The organism is Pseudomonas khavaziana (assembly GCF_019145205.1).
Lineage (GTDB): Bacteria > Pseudomonadota > Gammaproteobacteria > Pseudomonadales > Pseudomonadaceae > Aquipseudomonas > Aquipseudomonas khavaziana.
Genome location: NZ_JAHSTT010000008.1, coordinates 260428 through 278193, shown reverse-complemented (window position 1 = coordinate 278193; position 17766 = coordinate 260428). Strand labels below are relative to the sequence as shown.

Genomic DNA, 17766 nt, shown 5'->3' with positions numbered 1-17766 from the left:
TTAGTACAGGCATTCGACGGCCATGGCCGTGGCTTCACCGCCGCCGATGCAGATGGCGGCGACGCCACGCTTGAGGCCCTTCTGGCGCAGGGCCGACAACAGGGTTACCAGGATGCGTGCGCCGGAGGCGCCAATCGGATGGCCCAGGGCGCAGGCTCCGCCATGGACATTGACCTTGTCGTGGGGAATCTCCAGCTTGCTCATGGTCACCAGGCTCACAACGGCAAAGGCTTCGTTGATTTCGAACAGGTCGACTTCATCGAGGTTCCAGCCGGTCTTGCTCATCAGTTTGCGGATCGCCCCCACTGGTGCCACCGGAAACAGCCCCGGTTCGTCGGCAAACGCCGCATGCCCGTGGATTAACGCCAACGGTTTGAGCCCGCGTTTGTGGGCTTCGGATTCGCGCATCAGCAACAGCGCGGCAGCGCCATCGGAGATCGAGCTGGAGTTGGCCGCCGTCACGGTGCCGCCTTCACGGAACGCCGGTTTCAGGCTGGCAATCTTGTCCAGCTTGGCTTTCGGCGGTTGTTCATCGTGCAGGATGGTCTTCTGCTCCTTGCCCACGGTGACCTGTACCGGGACGATTTCGCTGGCGAAGCTGCCATGGGTGATGGCTTCCTGCGCACGAGTCAGGGAAGCAATGGCGAAGGCGTCCTGGGCTTCCCGGGTAAAACCGTTGTGCTCGGCGCAGTCCTCGGCAAAGGTGCCCATCAGGCGGCCCTTGTCGTAGGCGTCCTCGAGTCCGTCGAGAAACATGTGGTCGAGCACCTTGCCGTGACCCATGCGATAGCCGCTGCGCGCGCGGTCCAGCAGGTACGGCGCATTGGACATGCTCTCCATGCCACCGGCAATCACCACGTCGACGCTGCCGGCACGCAGTGAGTCGTGGGCAAGAATCGCCGCCTCCATGCCGGAACCGCACATTTTGTTGAGAGTGGTGCAGCGGGTGCCCTTGTCCAATCCGGCGCCCAGGGCGGCCTGGCGCGCTGGTGCCTGCCCGAGCCCGGCCGGCAGCACGCAGCCGAACAGCACTTCGTCGACGGCATCGGTGGCAATACCGGCACGTTCGACAGCGGCACGAATCGCGGCCGCGCCCAGCTGTGGTGCGGTCAAACTTTTGAGATCGCCCTGGAAACCACCCATGGGGGTGCGCACGGCGCTGACAATAACGATTGGGTCATTCATACAGGTGGCTCCTTACTTGGCGGCCATACGCAAGGCGCCGTCGAGACGGATCACCTCACCATTGAGCATGCTGTTTTCAAGGATATGTCGCACCAGCGCGGCATATTCGGCGGGTTTGCCCAGGCGCGGCGGAAATGGCACGCCGGCAGCCAGCGAGTCACGTACTTCCGGGGTCATGCCGGCCATCATCGGGGTTTCGAAGATGCCTGGGGCGATGGTCATCACGCGGATGCCAAACCGCGCCAATTCCCGGGCGGCGGGCAAGGTCAGGCTGGCAATCGCACCTTTGGAGGCAGCATACGCCGCCTGGCCGATCTGGCCGTCGAATGCCGCTACAGAGGCTGTATTGATGATTACACCGCGCTCGCCATCGGCGTTCGCCTCGGTTTCAGCGATGGCCGCAGCGGCCAGGCGCAACAGGTTGAAGCTGCCGATCAGGTTGACGTTAATCACCTGGGCAAAGCTGGCCAGGCCATGGGGGCCATTCTTGCCGAGGATCTTCTCGCCGCGCACTACACCGGCGCAGTTGATCAACCCGTGCAAACCGCCAAACGCCTCGACAGCCGCGTTAACGGCCGCTTCGGCAGCGGCTTCCTGGCTGATATCCGCCACGGCACTACGAGCGTTGTCGCCCAGCTGGGTGGCCTTGGCCGCCACGGCGTCGGCATTCAGGTCCACCAACATCACCTTGGCGCCGGCCGCAATGAGCATTTCAGCCGTGGCCGCACCGAGGCCCGAAGCACCGCCGCTGACCAGGAATACCTTGTTTTCAATCTGCATCATTGTTTCCTTTGAAAGGGATCAAGCCACGGCCGCCTGGGCCTTGGCAATTTCCTGATTACGCAAAATAAAACGTTGCAGCTTGCCGCTCGGGGTCTTGGGCAAGTCGCTGACAAATTCGATTTCTCGTGGGTAAGCATGGGCAGCCAGGCGCTGGCGCACATGCAGGCGCAGCTCTTCGGCCAATTCCGGGGTGGCGCGGTATTGCTCGCTGATCACCACGAAGGCCTTGACCAGTTCGGTACGTTCCGGGCAAGGCTTGCCGACCACGGCGGCTTCAACCACCGCCGGGTGTTCGACCAGCGCGCTTTCCACATCGAATGGGCCAACGCGGTAACCGGACGTGGTGATCACATCATCGCTGCGCCCGACAAAACTGATGCTGCCGTCCGGGTTCAGCTCCACGGTGTCGCCACTGAGGTAGTACTTGCCCACAAACGCCTTGGTCTTGACGCCCTCATAGCCGGCGAACCAGCACATCGGCGATTGTTCACGGTCGATGGCGAGAATGCCGGGCTGGCCGGCGGGCAGTTCCTGATTCTGGTCATCCAGCACCACGATGCGGTGCCCGGGCGAGGCGAAGCCCGCCGACCCCACATGCACCGGGTGCGCCAGGCCATGGTGATTGCACAGCACCATGCCCAACTCAGTCTGGCCATAGTGGTCGTGGATGGTCACGCCCAGGCTATCGGCGAACCAGCGGATCACCTCCGGGTTCAACGGCTCGCCGGCACTGCTGACGATGCGCAGCTTGCCCTTGATCGAGCGGGCGAACTGCTCGCCCCCGGCAATCAGCAGGCGGTACGCCGTGGGCGAACCGGCGAGGTTGGTGATCCCATATTTATTGATGACACGGCAGGTGCTTTCCAGGGTGAACGGACCATCGTAGAAAGTGATCGGATGCCCCATGGCCAGCGGCCCGGTCACGCCGAAATAGATGCCGTAGGCCCAGCCCGGGTCGGCGACGTTCCAGAACGCATCTTCGGGGCGCAGGTCCACGGCGTCGCGCATGTAGCCCTGGAACGCGACAATCGCCTTGAGTGGCACCGACAGCGCCTTGGAGGGGCCGGTGGTGCCGGAGGTGAACATCAGCAGGAACGGGTCGTCAGCGCCCAGCATCACCGGCTCGCAGACGTTGGCATGGTTGGGCAGTTCGGCCCAGAAGCTGTAGTCACCGCGCACGATGCCCTCACCCCTGGCCCCGGCCACCGTGACGATGGTCGGGCAGCCGGTGACTTCGGCCAGCTTGGGACGGTTGACCGCGTCGGTGACCACCAGCGCTGCCCCGGAGCTGTTCAGGCGATGCTCGATGGCCTTGGGGCCAAAGGCGGTAAACAGCGGCTGGTACACCGCGCCGATGCGCCAGGTGGCGAGCACCACCACCAGCAACTCAGCCGTGCGCGGCAACAGGCCTGCGACCTTGTCACCGCGCTTGACGCCCTGGGACAGCAGGAAGTTGGCGAAGCGTGCGGCCTGTTCCTGCAGCTCGGTGAAGGTCGACGTGGCGCTGCGCCCGTCCTTGCCCTCCGAGAACAACGCGATACGCCCCGGCAGCGCGTGGCGGTCACAGCATTCCACACAGGCATTCAACGCCTGCAGGTTGCCGGCCAGCGCGGCGTCGACGGTGTGCTGGTAATCAAACCCGGAGGTGGCAGCCAAATACTCACGCATCGTTTCCAATCCTTCTGTATTTTTATTTTCAGGACTTTTTGACTCGATAAATCAGCTGGAATAGTCGCTCCAGAGCGTCGCAGCGGCAATGGTCAAATCCTTCAACCTGGCTGACTGGTTTGGCCAATCCGGCCCGGCGCTCACCTATTGAGTCCGGGGTAGCCTGAGGGCCCACAGCCCTGCGGTAGATGCCGCCCAGGCATTTCACGGCTACAATGCGCGCCTCGACCGTGACAAGCCTGACTAAAAAAACTATGTCCTTGCCCAAGCATCACCTGGAATTGCTCAGCCCTGCCCGCGATGTCGCTATTGCGCGCGAGGCGATCCTGCATGGCGCCGACGCCATCTACATCGGCGGGCCGAGCTTCGGCGCTCGCCATAATGCCTGTAACGAGGTGAGCGATATCGCTCAGCTGGTGGAGTTTGCCCGGCGTTACCATGCCCGTGTGTTCACCACCATCAACACCATCTTGCATGACAACGAGCTGGAACCTGCGCGCAAGCTGATCCATCAACTCTACGATGCCGGTGTTGACGCGCTGATCGTGCAGGACCTGGGCGTAATGGAACTGGATATACCGCCCATCGAGCTGCACGCCAGCACCCAGACCGACATCCGCACCCTGGGCCGCGCCAAGTTTCTCGACCAGGCCGGTTTCTCGCAGTTGGTATTGGCTCGCGAGCTGAACCTGCAAGAAATCCGCGCCATCGCCGACGAGACCGATGCCGCCATCGAGTTCTTTATCCACGGCGCGCTGTGCGTGGCGTTCTCCGGGCAGTGCAACATCTCCCACGCGCAAAATGGCCGCAGCGCCAACCGCGGTGACTGCTCCCAGGCGTGCCGCCTGCCGTACACCTTGAAAGATGACCAGGGCCGCGTGGTCGCGTTTGAAAAGCACCTGCTGTCGATGAAGGACAACAACCAGAGCGCCAACCTGCGTGCCCTGGTCGAAGCCGGCGTGCGCTCATTCAAGATCGAAGGTCGCTACAAGGACATGGGCTATGTGAAGAACATCACCGCCTACTACCGCCAGCGCCTAGACGAAATCCTCGAAGACCGCCCGGACCTGGCCCGAGCTTCCAGCGGCCGCACCGCGCATTTCTTCGTGCCCGACCCGGAAAAAACCTTCCACCGCGGCAGCACCGATTACTTCGTCACCGACCGCAAGATCGACATCGGCGCGTTCGACACCCCGACCTTCACCGGCCTGCCGGTGGGGGTGGTGGAAAAAGCCGGCAAGCGTGACTTGCAGGTGGTCACCCAAGAGCCGCTGTCCAACGGCGATGGCTTGAATGTGCTGGTCAAGCGTGAAGTGGTGGGGTTCCGCGCCAATATCGCCGAGCCTAAAGGCGAGTTCGAAGAAGACGGCGAAAAGCGCTATCGCTATCGCGTCGAACCGAATGAAATGCCCGCCGGCCTGCATCAGCTGCGCCCCAACCACCCGCTGAACCGCAACCTGGACCATAACTGGCAACAGGCGCTGTTGAAGACCTCGGCCGAGCGCCGTATCGGCCTGTCATGGGGGGCACGCCTGCGTGAAGACCAGCTGCAAGTCACCGCCACCAGCGAAGAAGGTATCAGCGCCAGCGTCACCCTGCCCGGCCCGTTTGGCGTGGCCAACAAGCCGGAACAGGCGCTCGACACGTTGCGCGACCTGCTTGGCCAGCTTGGCACCACCGAATACCACGCCACCCGCATCGAGCTGGATGCGCCGCAGGCGTTCTTTATCCCCAACTCGCAGCTCAAGGCATTGCGCCGTGAAGTGATCGAGGCGCTGACCGCTGCCCGCATCGAGGCGCACCCACGGGGCGGGCGCAAGGCCGAAACCTCGCCGCCACCGGTCTACCCCGAGGCGCACCTGTCGTTCCTGGCCAACGTCTACAACCAGAAAGCCCGGGACTTCTACCACCGTCACGGCGTAAAGCTGATCGACGCGGCCTTTGAAGCCCACGAAGAAACCGGCGACGTACCGGTGATGATCACCAAGCATTGCCTGCGATTCTCGTTCAACCTGTGCCCAAAACAGGCCAAGGGCGTGACCGGGGTGAAAACCAAGGTAGCGCCGATGCAGTTGATTCACGGCGACGAAGTGCTGACCTTGAAGTTCGACTGCAAGCCCTGCGAAATGCATGTGGTGGGCAAGATCAAGGGGCATATCCTTGGGTTGCCGCAGCCGGGCAGCGTGGTGGGCTATATCAGCCCCGATGACTTGCTCAAGACCATCACTCGCGGACCGCACTGAGAACCAAGCAAGTACGGCACCTAATGCCGTACTTGCTCCTCTCCATACACGATTTCCAGTTTGAGTTTAAAAGGGTCCGTCTGTCATACGAGAAGGGCTCTAGCGCCTGATTTTACGCTTTAAAGAAACAACAATTTGCCAGATCAACGTGGCAAATATCACATAAAAAGTTAAACTGACAAGCTCCATACCCGGATGCAAAAACTGTTTAAACGGAATAATGCTCGTCGCTATTTCGTTTGCAATTTTTGAGCCTCGCTCAATACCTGAGCCATACGATGGAAATAGTTTGTACAGCGTATTATTTTGATGGCCCTTGCTGAGCGCATAGAACAGCCCGGCAAATACAAATGTCAGCATTGTAGGCCGAATATAGCTTTGGCCAAAATTTGACGTATATGAATTCACTTTATATACGAATTTATCTGCCCAGTCCCCTTGAGCGCGTAGTTCTTGTTGACGTTGCTTCATCTCTAGCGCAAAAAATGCATTTGCCTCAATATGGGCGCCATGACTATCCAGAGCATGCTTTATCACCCTGAACGTCTCTCTTCTGGTGCCCTCAAACGCAACGAATACTCGATGAAAATTAGGTTGCTCTAGCGTATTAATTTTCTCAAGATCAAGGCCTGAATAAAACTGAGCACCACGAAAACTCGCAAACGCTAAGAAAGTGACATACTCAAAATGCGCGACTCTCGACCGTAATAATCTCGACTTGGTTCGAGAACGGTCGCTTTGGGGAGGAGAAAACCGGCACTCCTCAAATCCAACGAATGTATCAAATATGCTTTTCCGCAAATAAAACCGCTGCAGAGATGTATTATAAAAATCTGCTACCTCCTGGAAATTACAGTTATCAATCCTTAAGCGTTTTACAATATTCTCTTTAAATTCAAATTTCCCCTTGAACAAGCAAGATTCAAAGAAAGCGTACTCCATGATTTGAGAATTTATATAGGTCCCACTATGAAATATGCAGTTCTTCGCTTTCAGCCTGAGGATTTCAGATACGAAACGCCGATCACCATCGATAAGATATCCTTCCAGCTCGACGTTCTCCAGTACAACTCTACCCTTGAAAAGACACCCAGAAAAAATTGGATATTTTATTAGTAGTGTTTCTTTTTCTTCCTCGCTCCCACACCTGACATCACCAAGAAATTGACATCGCTGATAAAGGCTGTCGTCATAGGCTTTATCTTTTCGCAACTTCAAATTATTAACATTATAGGCTTCGGTAAATTCGCAATCAAAAAAAGACAGTCTTGGATGATGCAGATCTACACAACTCACGGAAAACGTACATTGCGTGAATCGAACAGTTCCTAAGCATTCGAATATCTGAAGGAGCCTGACACCCTCCTCTCCTCCCGGGAAGCAAACATAAAAGACATGCAGCTCTTTTTCACTAAGAAACTTCAATGTCTGAAGCGTAGCCTTTAATCTCCCGCGCTTGTCCAACCCTAAACACCCAGACGGAAGTCTAAAAAAATTTTCTATGTAGTCAATCAGACGCTCTGAAAACTTTTCATACTCCGAGAAACGACCTGCTTTTTCTGAAGAGAGTGATTTTTCAGGGTCAAAACCCCGATGAATCGGCCACTCTCGGAGATTTTCCAAACGCTCCACTTCCATTTCTTGAATAACCCGTCCATAAATTAAAATTAATTTTTGCTTTGCCTGGGTATTGCTGGAGGTACTTTTATTAACCGAGGACTAGCGCATTTAAAATACCCTAAGATTAAAACTAATCAAGACTCGCCAAAATGCTTTTAGTTTTTGAACGCCACCACCAGCCCCGCTGTAACCCTGCCGCCGCCAGCAGAATCGCCGCCACCCCCAGCCATTGCAGCCAACCCAGACGATGCCCGAAGGCAATCCAGTCGACGAAAATCGCCGCAATCGGGTAGATGAACGACAGTGCTCCGGTGATCGCGGTTGGCAGTTTCTGGATCGCGCCATACAACAGCACATACATCAGGCCTGTGTGTACCACGCCTAACGTCACCAGTGCGGCCCAGGCATTGGTGGATGTCGGCAAGCCATTCCAGGGCACCAGCGGCGCCAGCAGTACCGCGCCAGTGACCACCTGGATCAGCGCCATCAGATGCGGCGGCACCGCCTTGAGGCGTTTGATGATCAGCGCGGCTATCGCATACAAGAAGGCCGCGCCGAGGGCCAATGCAATACCCACCAGGTAATTGCCGCCGCTCGTTTGCTCGCCGTGGGCGGTGACAATCGCCAACATGCCCACGAAGGCTACGCTCAACCACGCCAGTTTCTGCACGGTGATTTTTTCACCGAGAAACAGCGCTGCCAGCATCACCAACATGAATGGCTGCACGTTGTACACCGCCGTACTGATGGCAATCGATGCGCGCGAATAGGATTCGAACAGCAGCAGCCAGTTACCGACGATAGCCACGCCGCTGAGCACTGCCAGCCCCAGCGTCGCCCAGTTGAGCAGGTCCAGGCGCAGATAACCCAGCCAAGCGCACACCAGCAACAACGTCAGCGCGCCGATCACGCAGCGCCAGAACACCGCTTCGATCACCGACACGCCAGACACCAGCACAAACCAGCCAATGCTGCCCGAGATCAGCATGGCGGCGACCATTTCCCACGACCCGCGACGGATGGATGAATCCATGATTGAAACTCCTCAAGTGAGGCTCAATTATGGCAATCTGCTCGACACGGCTACAGCGACAAAAAAAGGCAGAACCCAGAAATCACCTTTCCTTATTAGGCGGATAGCATGATCGACACAATCGACCAGCAATTGATCGCGGCCTTGATGGACGACTCGCGACTGTCCCTCAAGGCGCTGGCGGGCATCACCGGTTTGTCTTCACCGAGCGTCAGCGAACGCCTGCGGCGCCTGGAAGAACGCGGTGTGCTGACTCACTACACCGTCGTTATCGACCCCAGGCATTTCGGCTACCTGCTGCAAGCCATCGTGCGCATCCGCCCCCTGCCCGGCAAATTGCAGGAGGTGGAACGCCAGATCCAGGCGATACCCGAGTTCACCGAATGCGACAAGGTCACCGGTGAGGATTGCTTTATCGCACGCCTGCATGTGCGCACGATGGAGCATCTGGACGTCCTGCTCGACCGGCTCAATACCTATGCCGAAACCAACACAGCGATCGTCAAGAAAACCCCGGTGAAACGGCGTTTACCGCCCTTGGCTGATTAGCGACAAACTGCGCGATCCGCCGACAGGCCTCGGCCAGACGCTCCTCACCCAAGGTAAACGACAGCCGGACGAACCCCTGGGCCGGCTCGCCAAAGGCCGCCGCGTCCAGCACCGACACCCCGGCCTCGCGAAACAGGCGCCAGGCAAACTCCAGGGAGCTGAGGCCCGTACCGCGTACATCCACCAGCACAAACATACCCGCTTGCGGCGCATGCACCTGGATGCCTGGGCAAGCACTCAGGCCAGCCACCACCAGGTCACGTCGGCGCCGGTAGATCTCGCGCATGCCATCAGTCACCTGGTCATGGGCCAACACCGCCGCCGTCGCCGCCTCCATCACAAAGCCCGGCAAGCCGTACAGCATGCTCAACATCAGGGTTTCGGCGTGCTTGACCATCTGCGGCGCGGCGATGAGCCAGCCGATACGCCATCCGGTCATGGCATGGGACTTTGACAAGCTGCCGATGACGATGCAGCGCTCAGCCATGCCGGGCAATGCCGCAAGGCTGTGGTACTGGCCGTCAAACACCAGGCTTTCGTAGACCTCATCCACCACCACCCACAGGTCATGGGCGATCGCAAGTTCGGCGATGGCTTGCAGTTCGTGCAGGTTGAGCACCACCCCAGTCGGATTGTTCGGGTTGGAAAAGAACATCGCCCGCGTACGTGGGGTGATCGCGGCGGCGAGCAACTGTGGCTCCAGGCGAAAGCCGGATTGCGCACTGCATGGCACTCGCACCAGGGTCGCGCCGCTGGCCTTGAGCGTGGCCTCGTAGGTGACGTACATCGGATCGAGCACCAATACCTCGTCGCCAGCCTGCAGCAGGCACAGCGAGCTGATAAACAACGCGTTCTGCGCACCGGCCACGATGATCACGTTATCGGCAGTCAGCGGGCGATCCAGGGTATTGCTGTAGCGCGCCGCGACTGCCTCGCGCAGGGCCGGGCGACCGGGGATCTCGGTGTAATGGGAATCGCCCATGTGCAGGGCTTTGACGGCGGCGTCGGTGATGAAGGATGGCGTGGCGAAATCCGGGTCGCCGACACTGAGGATAATGATGTCTTCGCCCTGGCTGGCGGCCTGGAACGCAGCGTGGTGGATGTCCCAGGCGGCGACGCCCTGCCCTGCAATTTGTTCGACGAAGGGGGAAAACCGCATGCCAGGGCCTCTGGTTCAAAATGAAAAGACGTGAACCCGTTGATAGGTGAACGGGAAGGAGGATTCAACATAGTGCATACCCAGCGCTCCTTCAACGGCCAACATGTGGCTGTAATCACATTGAACCTGCATCCCTCGACCGTCCTCAAACCTGCATAGACCAAGGCCCTGGAACGCGCTCGATGACTTTTATTCTCTGGATGGCTGTGCTCGGCGCCGTACTGCTCACCCTCGCCCTCACCTCCTCCTACCTGCGCTGGATGCCCGTGACCACCTCGGCAGTCTGCCTGCTGCTGGGCATCGCCATCGGCCCGTTGGGCGTGGACCTGTTGCACCTGGACATCAAGGGCTCGGCGCGCTGGATGGAGCACTTGACCGAAGTCGCAGTGCTGTTTTCGCTATTCGTCAGCGGCTTGAAATTACGCCTGCCTCTGCGCCATCGCACCTGGCGCATTGCGTTTGGCATGGCCGGGCCGGTGATGTTGCTGACCATCCTCGGCACCTGCCTGGTGCTGCACTACCTGTTGCAACTTTCGTGGGGCGTTTCGCTGCTAGTGGGCGCCATGCTCGCGCCGACCGACCCGGTGCTGGCCGGCCTGGTGCAGGTCAACAATGCCCAGGACTATGACGCCCTGCGCTTCGGTTTGTCCGGCGAGGCCGGCTTGAACGACGGTACAGCCTTCCCCTTTGTGATATTCGGCCTGTTGTTCATGCAACACGGCGGGTTTGACGGCGACTGGCTAGGCGGCTGGATATTGAAGAACCTGCTATGGGCGGTGCCGGCGGGACTGCTGATTGGCTACTGGATGGGTCGCGGCATCGGCCGGGTCACATTGCGCATGCGCATCACCAATGCGGACAGCACTTTGTCGCCCAATGATTACCTGACCCTGGCACTGATCGCCCTGGCTTACGTGGCAGCTGAAGCCGTCGGCGGCTACGGCTTCCTTGCCGTGTTTGCGGCGGGCCTGGGCCTGCGCCAAGCCGAGGTCAAATCCACCGGCAACGCCGATACACCGGCCGAACACCTGGCGCAACCGGTGGTGGGTCACCTTGAGGTGGAACCTGAACAGGCCCTGCACGGCGACGTCAGCCAATTGCAGGACACGCAAATCGCCGCCGGGGTGATGATGAACGACATGCTGTCGTTCGGCAGCCTGGTGGAGCGCTCCATGGAAGTGTTCCTGGTAACGCTGTTGGGCATCGTGCTGGTCAGCCACTGGGACTGGCGCGCGCTGGCGGTGGCGGCGTTGCTGTTTGGGGTGATTCGCCCGGTCAGTGTGTTTGCCGTGCCTTGGGGCGGCCTGCTGGACCATCGGCAACGCGGGCTGATGAGTTGGTTCGGGATTCGCGGAATCGGTAGCATTTACTACCTGTTCTATGCGCTCAACCATGGGCTGATCGGCACCAGCAGCACGGTGGCGGTGAACCTTACCCTGTCGGTGATCGCCCTGAGCATCGTCGTTCACGGCCTGAGTACCCAGCCGATGCTGGGCTGGTATGAACGACGTGCCGGGGCGAAGGGTCAGTCCTGATTTTCGGTATTGCCGACGTCCGCCGCTTCATCCAGATCATTAAGCGGGACTTCGGCATCGTCCATCAATGAACCCGGGTCTTCATTGCCCGGATCGTTGAGTTCGTCGTCGAGTTCTTTTGACATGAGCCTCTCCTCTAGCCGCCCTGGGTATCGATATCCGCATCGGTTTCAGGCTTGGGCTCGCGCTCAGGCTTGAAGTCTGGACTGTAGTCGTTTTCCTTGGCCTTGGGGTCGCTATCGGCCTTGGGGTCTTTGGGGGCATCGGCAGAGGTGCCGGGAGCCGGCTCGCCACGGTCGATGGCGGGATCATTACGATTGTCGAGCTGAGGGTCTTTGCTGTTGGTCATGGCGCACCTCTTTGCAGCGCTGGGGAAAACTGTTCGGCATAGAGGTAAGGCGCCACTTCAGGCCGTGAAGTTCATTCCAATAGCTCAGCGCAACGGGTTGTCGACCTGGATGTAAAACGCATAGATCCCCAATACCAGCCAGAACACCATGAACAGCCACGGCGCACGCATGGAGAACAGCAGCGACTTGCGGTATCCCTTGTGCGTCGACTCCATCTCGGAGAACAACGGTGATTCATCGTAGGCCATGCCCATTACCGGCTCACTGCGCAGCAGCTCGCTTTGCTTGTAGTGCCAGTGGTCGATGATTTCATAGGCGGCACGTATGCCAGGCCAGGCGTTGAGCGAGCTTAAGATACCCAGCGCGGCGAGGATCACCGGCACCACCAGGGTGAACAGCTTGCCCCACTCCGGGTTAAGGTTGCCCATGCCGGAGACAAAGGCGATGACCAGGAATGACTGCGCCGTGAGGTAGGCGTCAGTACGGTTGGCCAGGATGGAAGTTTCGTACTGGATCTCGCGGCGGTAGAAGTCGAGGCGATCCTTGGGCGAGCCGAAGATCTTCGCGTTGTGCTCGCTGTGGTCGGTCAGGGCTGCTTCGGGCGTGTTTGGAGAGATGATTCTGGGCACGACGGGGCTCCACACGATAACTAATCTGGTTAGAAGACGTGGGCTTCGATGAAGTTCAAGTTTGTTCACGCCCAGGGTGGAACGAACACGCTTTGAATGTGGGAGGAGGCTTGCCCGCGGTAACCACGATGCGCAGCGAGCCGCTCTTGATCTGCTTTTGATCTTGATCTTAGGCGCCCCGTTAAACCACGCTGGCCGGAATTCGACAGGGACTTGGGGGGGTAAACCGGCAGGGATGCCGGTTTAGCCGCCCGCCATGGGTGGCGCGGGGCGGCGGCCCCCCAAATCCATGGCGGATTACGGGCACACCGAGCCTAAGCGAGGTGCCGAGTGGTGGGGCAAGAGCGTTTTGCTTACTTTTGCCTGGGCCGGCATTCCGGCTTTTCAAAAGTGAGCCGCCGTAAGGGCGGAACCCATAGCAGCCGTTACCGCAGGAATGGATATGTACTCGGCCTGATCCAACATCCTGGTCGGCTGTCAGGCCGCCATCGGGAGCAAGCCCCCTCCCACATTTGGATCGCGGTGCATCAGTTAGATAGCTATAAGTTGCCAGGCCGCAAGCCCCCTTGCCAGAGGAGCAGCGGCCTACCAAAGTTGTGTAGATACCCATGGCTATCGGGGCAAACCCCCTCCCACATTTTGACCGCCGTACGTCTGTCAGTTATCGATCACCCACCAACGCGGCAGCAATTGCCGTACCCGCGCTTCGCCGAAACGGTCATCGATCAACATCACCACACCGCGATCCTGCTGGCTGCGGATCACCCTGCCCGCGGCTTGTACGACCTTCTGCAGGCCGGGGTACAAGTAGGTGTAATCGTAGCCGGCGCCGAAGATCGCGCCCATGCGTGCCTTCATTTGTTCATTCACCGGGTTCAGTTGCGGCAGGCCCAGGGTCGCAATGAAGGCGCCGATCAAGCGCGCACCGGGCAAGTCGATGCCTTCGCCAAACGCACCGCCCAGCACCGCAAAGCCAATGCCCTGGCTGTGCTGGGTGAACTGGTCGAGAAAGGCCTGGCGCTCGGCCTCGGCCATGCCCCGGGATTGCAGCCACAGCGCAATCTGCGGGTGCCGCTCGGCCAACAACTGCGCCACCTGTTGCAGGTAATCGAAACTGGAAAAGAACGCCAGGTAGTTACCCGGCTGCTCGACAAATTGCCGCGCAATCAGCTCGACAATAGGCGTAAGCGACGCCTGGCGATGCACGAACCGGGTGGAGATGGCATCGACGATACGCACCTGCAATTGCTCGGCCCTGAACGGCGACTCCACATCAACCCAGGCGGTGTCCGCTGGCATGCCGAGCAAGTCGGCGTAATAGTGGCGCGGGCTCAAGGTTGCGGAAAACAGCACACTGCTGCGGGCTGCGGTCAATCGAGGCCGGATGAACTCGGCCGGCACCACATTGCGCAGGCACAGGGTTGAGCTGCTGCGCTTGCCGTTGAACTGGCGCTTGCTGATATCGAAGATGAAGTGTTCATTGAACAGCTCCGCCACTTTGGCCCATTGCAGGGCTTCAAAGTAGAAAGCTTGCAGGTCGCCGCTGAGGGCTTCGGGGTGATCGTTGAAATAGTCGCCCATGGCGCTGATGCACAGGCTCAGGGCTTGCAGCAATTTTTCGGGCCGGGTGGCATAGGCCTGGTACGGCGCGACTTGCTCCTTGTGCAGGGTGTTCCATTCGCGGTTCAGACGCTGCAAGGGTTTCTTCAGCGCCTCGGGTGCCGTGTCACGCAGGGTCTTGAGGCTGTACTGGTCAAGGCTGGCGCTGTACATCGAACGGGCGCGCTCTACCAGGTTATGCGCTTCGTCCACCAGCACCGCGACGCGCCACTGGTTCAACTGGGCGAGGCCGAACAACATGGCGCCAAAATCGAAAAAATAGTTGTAGTCGGCGACTACCAGATCGCTCCAGCGCGCCATTTCCTGGCTCAGGTAGTACGGGCACACCCCATGGGCCAAGGCGACATCGCGCAGGCTGCGTTGATCGAGCAGGCGCACTTGGGACGCGGCTTGGCGCGCGGCGGGCAGGCGGTCGTAAAAGCCCTTGGCCAGTGGGCAGGAATCGCCGTGGCAGGCTTTGTCCAGGTGCTCGCATGCCTTGTCCCGGGCCACCAATTCAAGTACCCGTAGCGGCAGATCGGGGCTGCTGGCGTACAGCACCTGGGCAGCGTCCAGGGCAAGCTTGCGCCCTGGGGTCTTGGCGGTGAGGAAGAACAGCCTGTCCAGTTGCTGCGGCGCCAGGGCCTTGAGCATTGGGAAAATCGTACCAACGGTCTTGCCGATGCCGGTGGGCGCCTGGGCCATCAGGCAACGGCCGGTACTCACGGCTTTGTAGACCGATTCAGCCAAGGCACGTTGCCCGGGACGGAACTCGGCATGGGGAAACGCCAGGGCTTGGGCGGCGCTGTTACGTGCGCTGCGGTGTTGCATTTCCTGCCGGGCCCAGTCCAGGAACAGCGCGCACTGCTGCTTGAAGAAGTGCTCCAGGTCTGGCGCGTTGAAATGTTGGTTCAGCAGGGTCTCGCCTTCGCCGACGATATCGAAATACACCAGCGCCAGATCGATGTCGTCGAGGCCGAGTTTCTGGCACATCAGCCAGCCATACACCTTGACCTGGGCCCAGTGCAGTTGCCGATGGTTGGCGGGCTGGGCGGCGAGATCGCCACGGTAGGTCTTGACCTCTTCCAGACGGTTGGCGTCCGGGTCGTAGCCGTCCGCCCTGCCCCGCACTTTGAGCTGCAGGTATTCGCCCTCGAGGGCGACCTCGTTCTGATAGTGCGCGCTACGCCGGGAAGCCACCGTGCGGTGACCGACGATCCCTTCCTGGGCGCTGGGCGACGGCGTAAAACGCAGGTCAAGATCACCGACCTTGGCCGTGAACTCACACAAAGCCCGCACGGCCACGCTGTAACTCAAGCGGGTTGCTCCGCCCAGCGCACGTAGCAAACGGTGACCGGCATCTGGTACTCGGCGCAGAACGCCAGCCAACGCAATTGGTTGTCTTGCAGACGGTCACCGGGGCCCTTGACCTCGATCATGCGGTAGGTCTTTTGTGCGGGCCAGAACTGGATCAGGTCGGGCATGCCGGCGCGGTTGGCGCGGATATCCAGCAGCAGGCGCGCAAACCAATGGCGCAGGTGTTCGGCGGGCAGGCAGGCCAGGGCTTGTTCCAGCAGCTCTTCACTGAGCAGGTTCCAGAACACGAACGGCGACTGGATGCCCCATTTGTCCGTGTAACGTTGGCGGATGGTGGCCTTGTAGCGCTCATCCTCCAGTTGCTCGAAGCACGCGGTAAACAAAGCTTCTCGACGTTGATGGAAGTCCTCGCTGTGCAGGTCCGCCGGCCCACGCTGGAACGGGTGGAAGAACGCCCCCGGCAGCGGCGCGAAAATCGCGTCCCAACACAACAGCCCGAACAGCGAATTGATCAGGCCGTTCTCGACGTAATACACCGGTGCGTCCGGCTCGTTCAGATGCGCCTGCACGCAAAATTCCACCGACATCATCGGCTCCGGCTCCAGCGCCAGGTCCAGGCGCGCAACGGCCTGTGGCTTGGCCTTGGGCTGCGCCGGCTCGCCCAGTTTGCGCCGCAAGCGGGGCAGCACCCGTAGCAGGTGCTGGTGTTCAGCGGCACTCTCCGGAGCCTGTTGGGCGGCGATCGCCAGGGTCATGGCCTGCGCGTAATCTTCCTGGCGCTCCAATACACGGATCAACCGCGCCCGTGCGCCGGGATAGGTGCAGTGTCGGTAAACCTGTTCAGCCAGCGCCAACTCGCCACAGCGCTCGCCATACTGGCCGATCTGGAAGAGCAGTTTGGCGCGGCGTTTTTCCAGCCAGGGGTTATCGGTATACAGCGTGGCGACCTGTGCCAGCACCGCATCCAGCGCCTCACCGGCTTCAAAGGCTTGCTGACATTGGTGCAGGAACAGGAAACCCTGCACGTCGTCACGGGTGCGCAAACCACGTGACTCGGCGCAGAACGGGACTTTTTCATAGGTGTAGATGCCCAGGTCTGCCAGCACGAATTCCGACCAGTCCTGATGCAGATTGCCGAAGAACATCAGGCGCAGGCGATCACACAACTCCATCACCGTGAGGCTATAGAGCACATCGTCTACATCGGGACACCATTGGGCAAAACTGCGCTGTTCGCTGAACTGCGCGGCCAGTGGCTCGAGCCAGGCGGCCTTGTTGGCCTTGGGCTGGTCGATCCAGGGCCTGAACGCATTCAGGATTTCGCCCTTTTGCAGCAAGGTGAACAAGGTCGCAAACGGCAGCGGGCTTTGGTCGTCCACCCAGCCCAGTTCGCGCAACGGGCCCGCCGCTGCATGGGGACAACCGATTTCCAGGTAATTGAGCTTGGCGCCGCGGAAATGCACGCCCTTGCGCATCACCATGCGTACCAATAACGCCTGGGACGCCTGGGGTAACCTGTCAAATTGCTGAATGAAATGCTCTTCGTGCGCCTCGAGCAAATCGGCATAGCGCTGCCCCAGCCAAGCCAGCACCTGGCGGAAGTTATGCAAGTAATACAAGGGGTTTTCGAGAGTGTTGACCATGGCGCAAGGCAATCAAATACTGGTTATGCATACAGAGTGCCGCTGCTAAGCGCTTGATGCAATCGGTAATAGATAAATGGTCCCTGCAACTTTTTGTAAAAAAGCGATCAGATGAGGGAGTTGATCGCGTAATATTTATCGCCCCCAGCCATGGGTGGCGGGACTTTTCAGGGTTAAGGTAAGGGTAATGAACATGAAGAATTTGGGGCTTCCACTGGTTGCGCTCACTTTTCTGGTATTGGCCGGTTGCTCCACGCAAACCGTCGTGACATTGCAAAATGGTACGCAGTATTTGACCAAGGACACACCCAACGCCAAGACAGCCGACGGCTTCTATGAGTTCACCGATATTGCGGGCAAGCGCATTCGCATCAAGGCGGATGACGTGGCCACGGTGCGCAAGGAAAACTAATCCTTCCAGGCGAATCGGGATCAAATGTGGGAGGGGGCTTG

The 17766-nt window shown here is 59.5% G+C and carries 14 protein-coding genes and 1 pseudogene; 4 read left to right on the top strand and 11 right to left on the bottom strand.

The window, feature by feature from the left end:
- Genes KVH01_RS20320 through KVH01_RS20310 form a run of 3 tightly spaced genes read right to left on the bottom strand, consistent with a single transcriptional unit; the run spans window position 1 to window position 3636 of the window.
- On the bottom strand, window positions 1-1185 hold the full coding sequence (locus tag KVH01_RS20320; RefSeq protein ID WP_217882649.1) for an acetyl-CoA C-acyltransferase: 1185 nt from the start codon (window positions 1183-1185) through the stop codon (window positions 1-3).
- A 12-nt stretch (window positions 1186-1197) separates the two neighbouring features.
- A complete protein-coding gene (locus KVH01_RS20315) occupies window positions 1198-1965 on the bottom strand; it encodes an SDR family NAD(P)-dependent oxidoreductase (RefSeq protein ID WP_124400624.1) in 768 nt (255 codons plus the stop codon).
- Window positions 1966-1986: 21 nt separating this feature from the next.
- Complete coding sequence (locus KVH01_RS20310) at window positions 1987-3636, bottom strand: AMP-binding protein (protein WP_217882648.1); 1650 nt, start codon at window positions 3634-3636, stop codon at window positions 1987-1989.
- Window positions 3637-3890: 254 nt separating this feature from the next.
- On the opposite strand from KVH01_RS20310, the gene KVH01_RS20305 reads away from it, so the two are divergent.
- Window positions 3891-5879 carry a peptidase U32 family protein gene (locus KVH01_RS20305; RefSeq protein ID WP_217882647.1) on the top strand — a complete coding sequence of 663 codons (1989 nt, stop codon included), beginning with the start codon at window positions 3891-3893 and terminating at the stop codon, window positions 5877-5879.
- 99 nt (window positions 5880-5978) lie between these two features.
- On the opposite strand, the gene KVH01_RS20300 is transcribed toward KVH01_RS20305, so the two are convergent.
- Complete coding sequence (locus tag KVH01_RS20300; RefSeq protein ID WP_217882646.1) at window positions 5979-7511, bottom strand: hypothetical protein; 1533 nt, start codon at window positions 7509-7511, stop codon at window positions 5979-5981.
- A gap of 118 nt (window positions 7512-7629) precedes the next feature.
- On the bottom strand, window positions 7630-8532 hold the full coding sequence (locus KVH01_RS20295) for a DMT family transporter (protein ID WP_217882645.1): 903 nt from the start codon (window positions 8530-8532) through the stop codon (window positions 7630-7632).
- Between the two features lie 108 nt (window positions 8533-8640).
- Here KVH01_RS20295 and KVH01_RS20290 point away from each other — a divergent pair, with 108 nt between their 5' ends.
- Entirely contained in the window at window positions 8641-9081 is a 441-nt protein-coding gene (locus KVH01_RS20290; RefSeq protein WP_217882644.1) for an Lrp/AsnC family transcriptional regulator, read from the top strand.
- Here KVH01_RS20290 and KVH01_RS20285 read toward each other — a convergent pair.
- Window positions 9080-10240, bottom strand: a pseudogene (locus KVH01_RS20285) (pyridoxal phosphate-dependent aminotransferase); the annotation flags it as partial. The gene KVH01_RS20290 and the pseudogene KVH01_RS20285 overlap by 2 nt on opposite strands.
- Window positions 10241-10422: 182 nt before the next feature.
- On the opposite strand from KVH01_RS20285, the gene KVH01_RS20280 reads away from it, so the two are divergent.
- The gene (locus tag KVH01_RS20280) at window positions 10423-11775 is read left to right on the top strand and encodes a cation:proton antiporter (protein WP_217882642.1); all 1353 of its coding nucleotides are present in this window, start codon (window positions 10423-10425) and stop codon (window positions 11773-11775) included.
- Here KVH01_RS20280 and KVH01_RS30330 read toward each other — a convergent pair.
- From KVH01_RS30330 to KVH01_RS20260, 5 genes are all read right to left on the bottom strand, one after another.
- Window positions 11766-11900 (bottom strand): hypothetical protein, encoded by a 135-nt coding sequence (locus tag KVH01_RS30330; RefSeq protein WP_014718417.1) that lies wholly within the window; start codon window positions 11898-11900, stop codon window positions 11766-11768. The genes KVH01_RS20280 and KVH01_RS30330 overlap by 10 nt on opposite strands.
- A gap of 11 nt (window positions 11901-11911) precedes the next feature.
- Window positions 11912-12124 (bottom strand): hypothetical protein, encoded by a 213-nt coding sequence (locus KVH01_RS20275; protein ID WP_043050488.1) that lies wholly within the window; start codon window positions 12122-12124, stop codon window positions 11912-11914.
- Window positions 12125-12208: 84 nt separating this feature from the next.
- Window positions 12209-12754, bottom strand: coding sequence for a hypothetical protein (locus tag KVH01_RS20270; protein WP_043050489.1), 546 nt, complete (start codon window positions 12752-12754; stop codon window positions 12209-12211).
- A 657-nt stretch (window positions 12755-13411) separates the two neighbouring features.
- Entirely contained in the window at window positions 13412-15670 is a 2259-nt protein-coding gene (locus KVH01_RS20265) for an ATP-dependent DNA helicase (protein ID WP_217882641.1), read from the bottom strand.
- A complete protein-coding gene (locus KVH01_RS20260) occupies window positions 15667-17313 on the bottom strand; it encodes a VRR-NUC domain-containing protein (protein ID WP_217882640.1) in 1647 nt (548 codons plus the stop codon). The genes KVH01_RS20265 and KVH01_RS20260 overlap by 4 nt, the downstream gene beginning before the upstream one ends.
- Window positions 17314-17500: 187 nt before the next feature.
- On the opposite strand from KVH01_RS20260, the gene KVH01_RS20255 reads away from it, so the two are divergent.
- Window positions 17501-17725, top strand: a complete 225-nt coding sequence (locus KVH01_RS20255) for a YgdI/YgdR family lipoprotein (protein ID WP_005788446.1) — start codon at window positions 17501-17503, stop codon at window positions 17723-17725.
- Window positions 17726-17766: the final 41 nt, after the last annotated feature.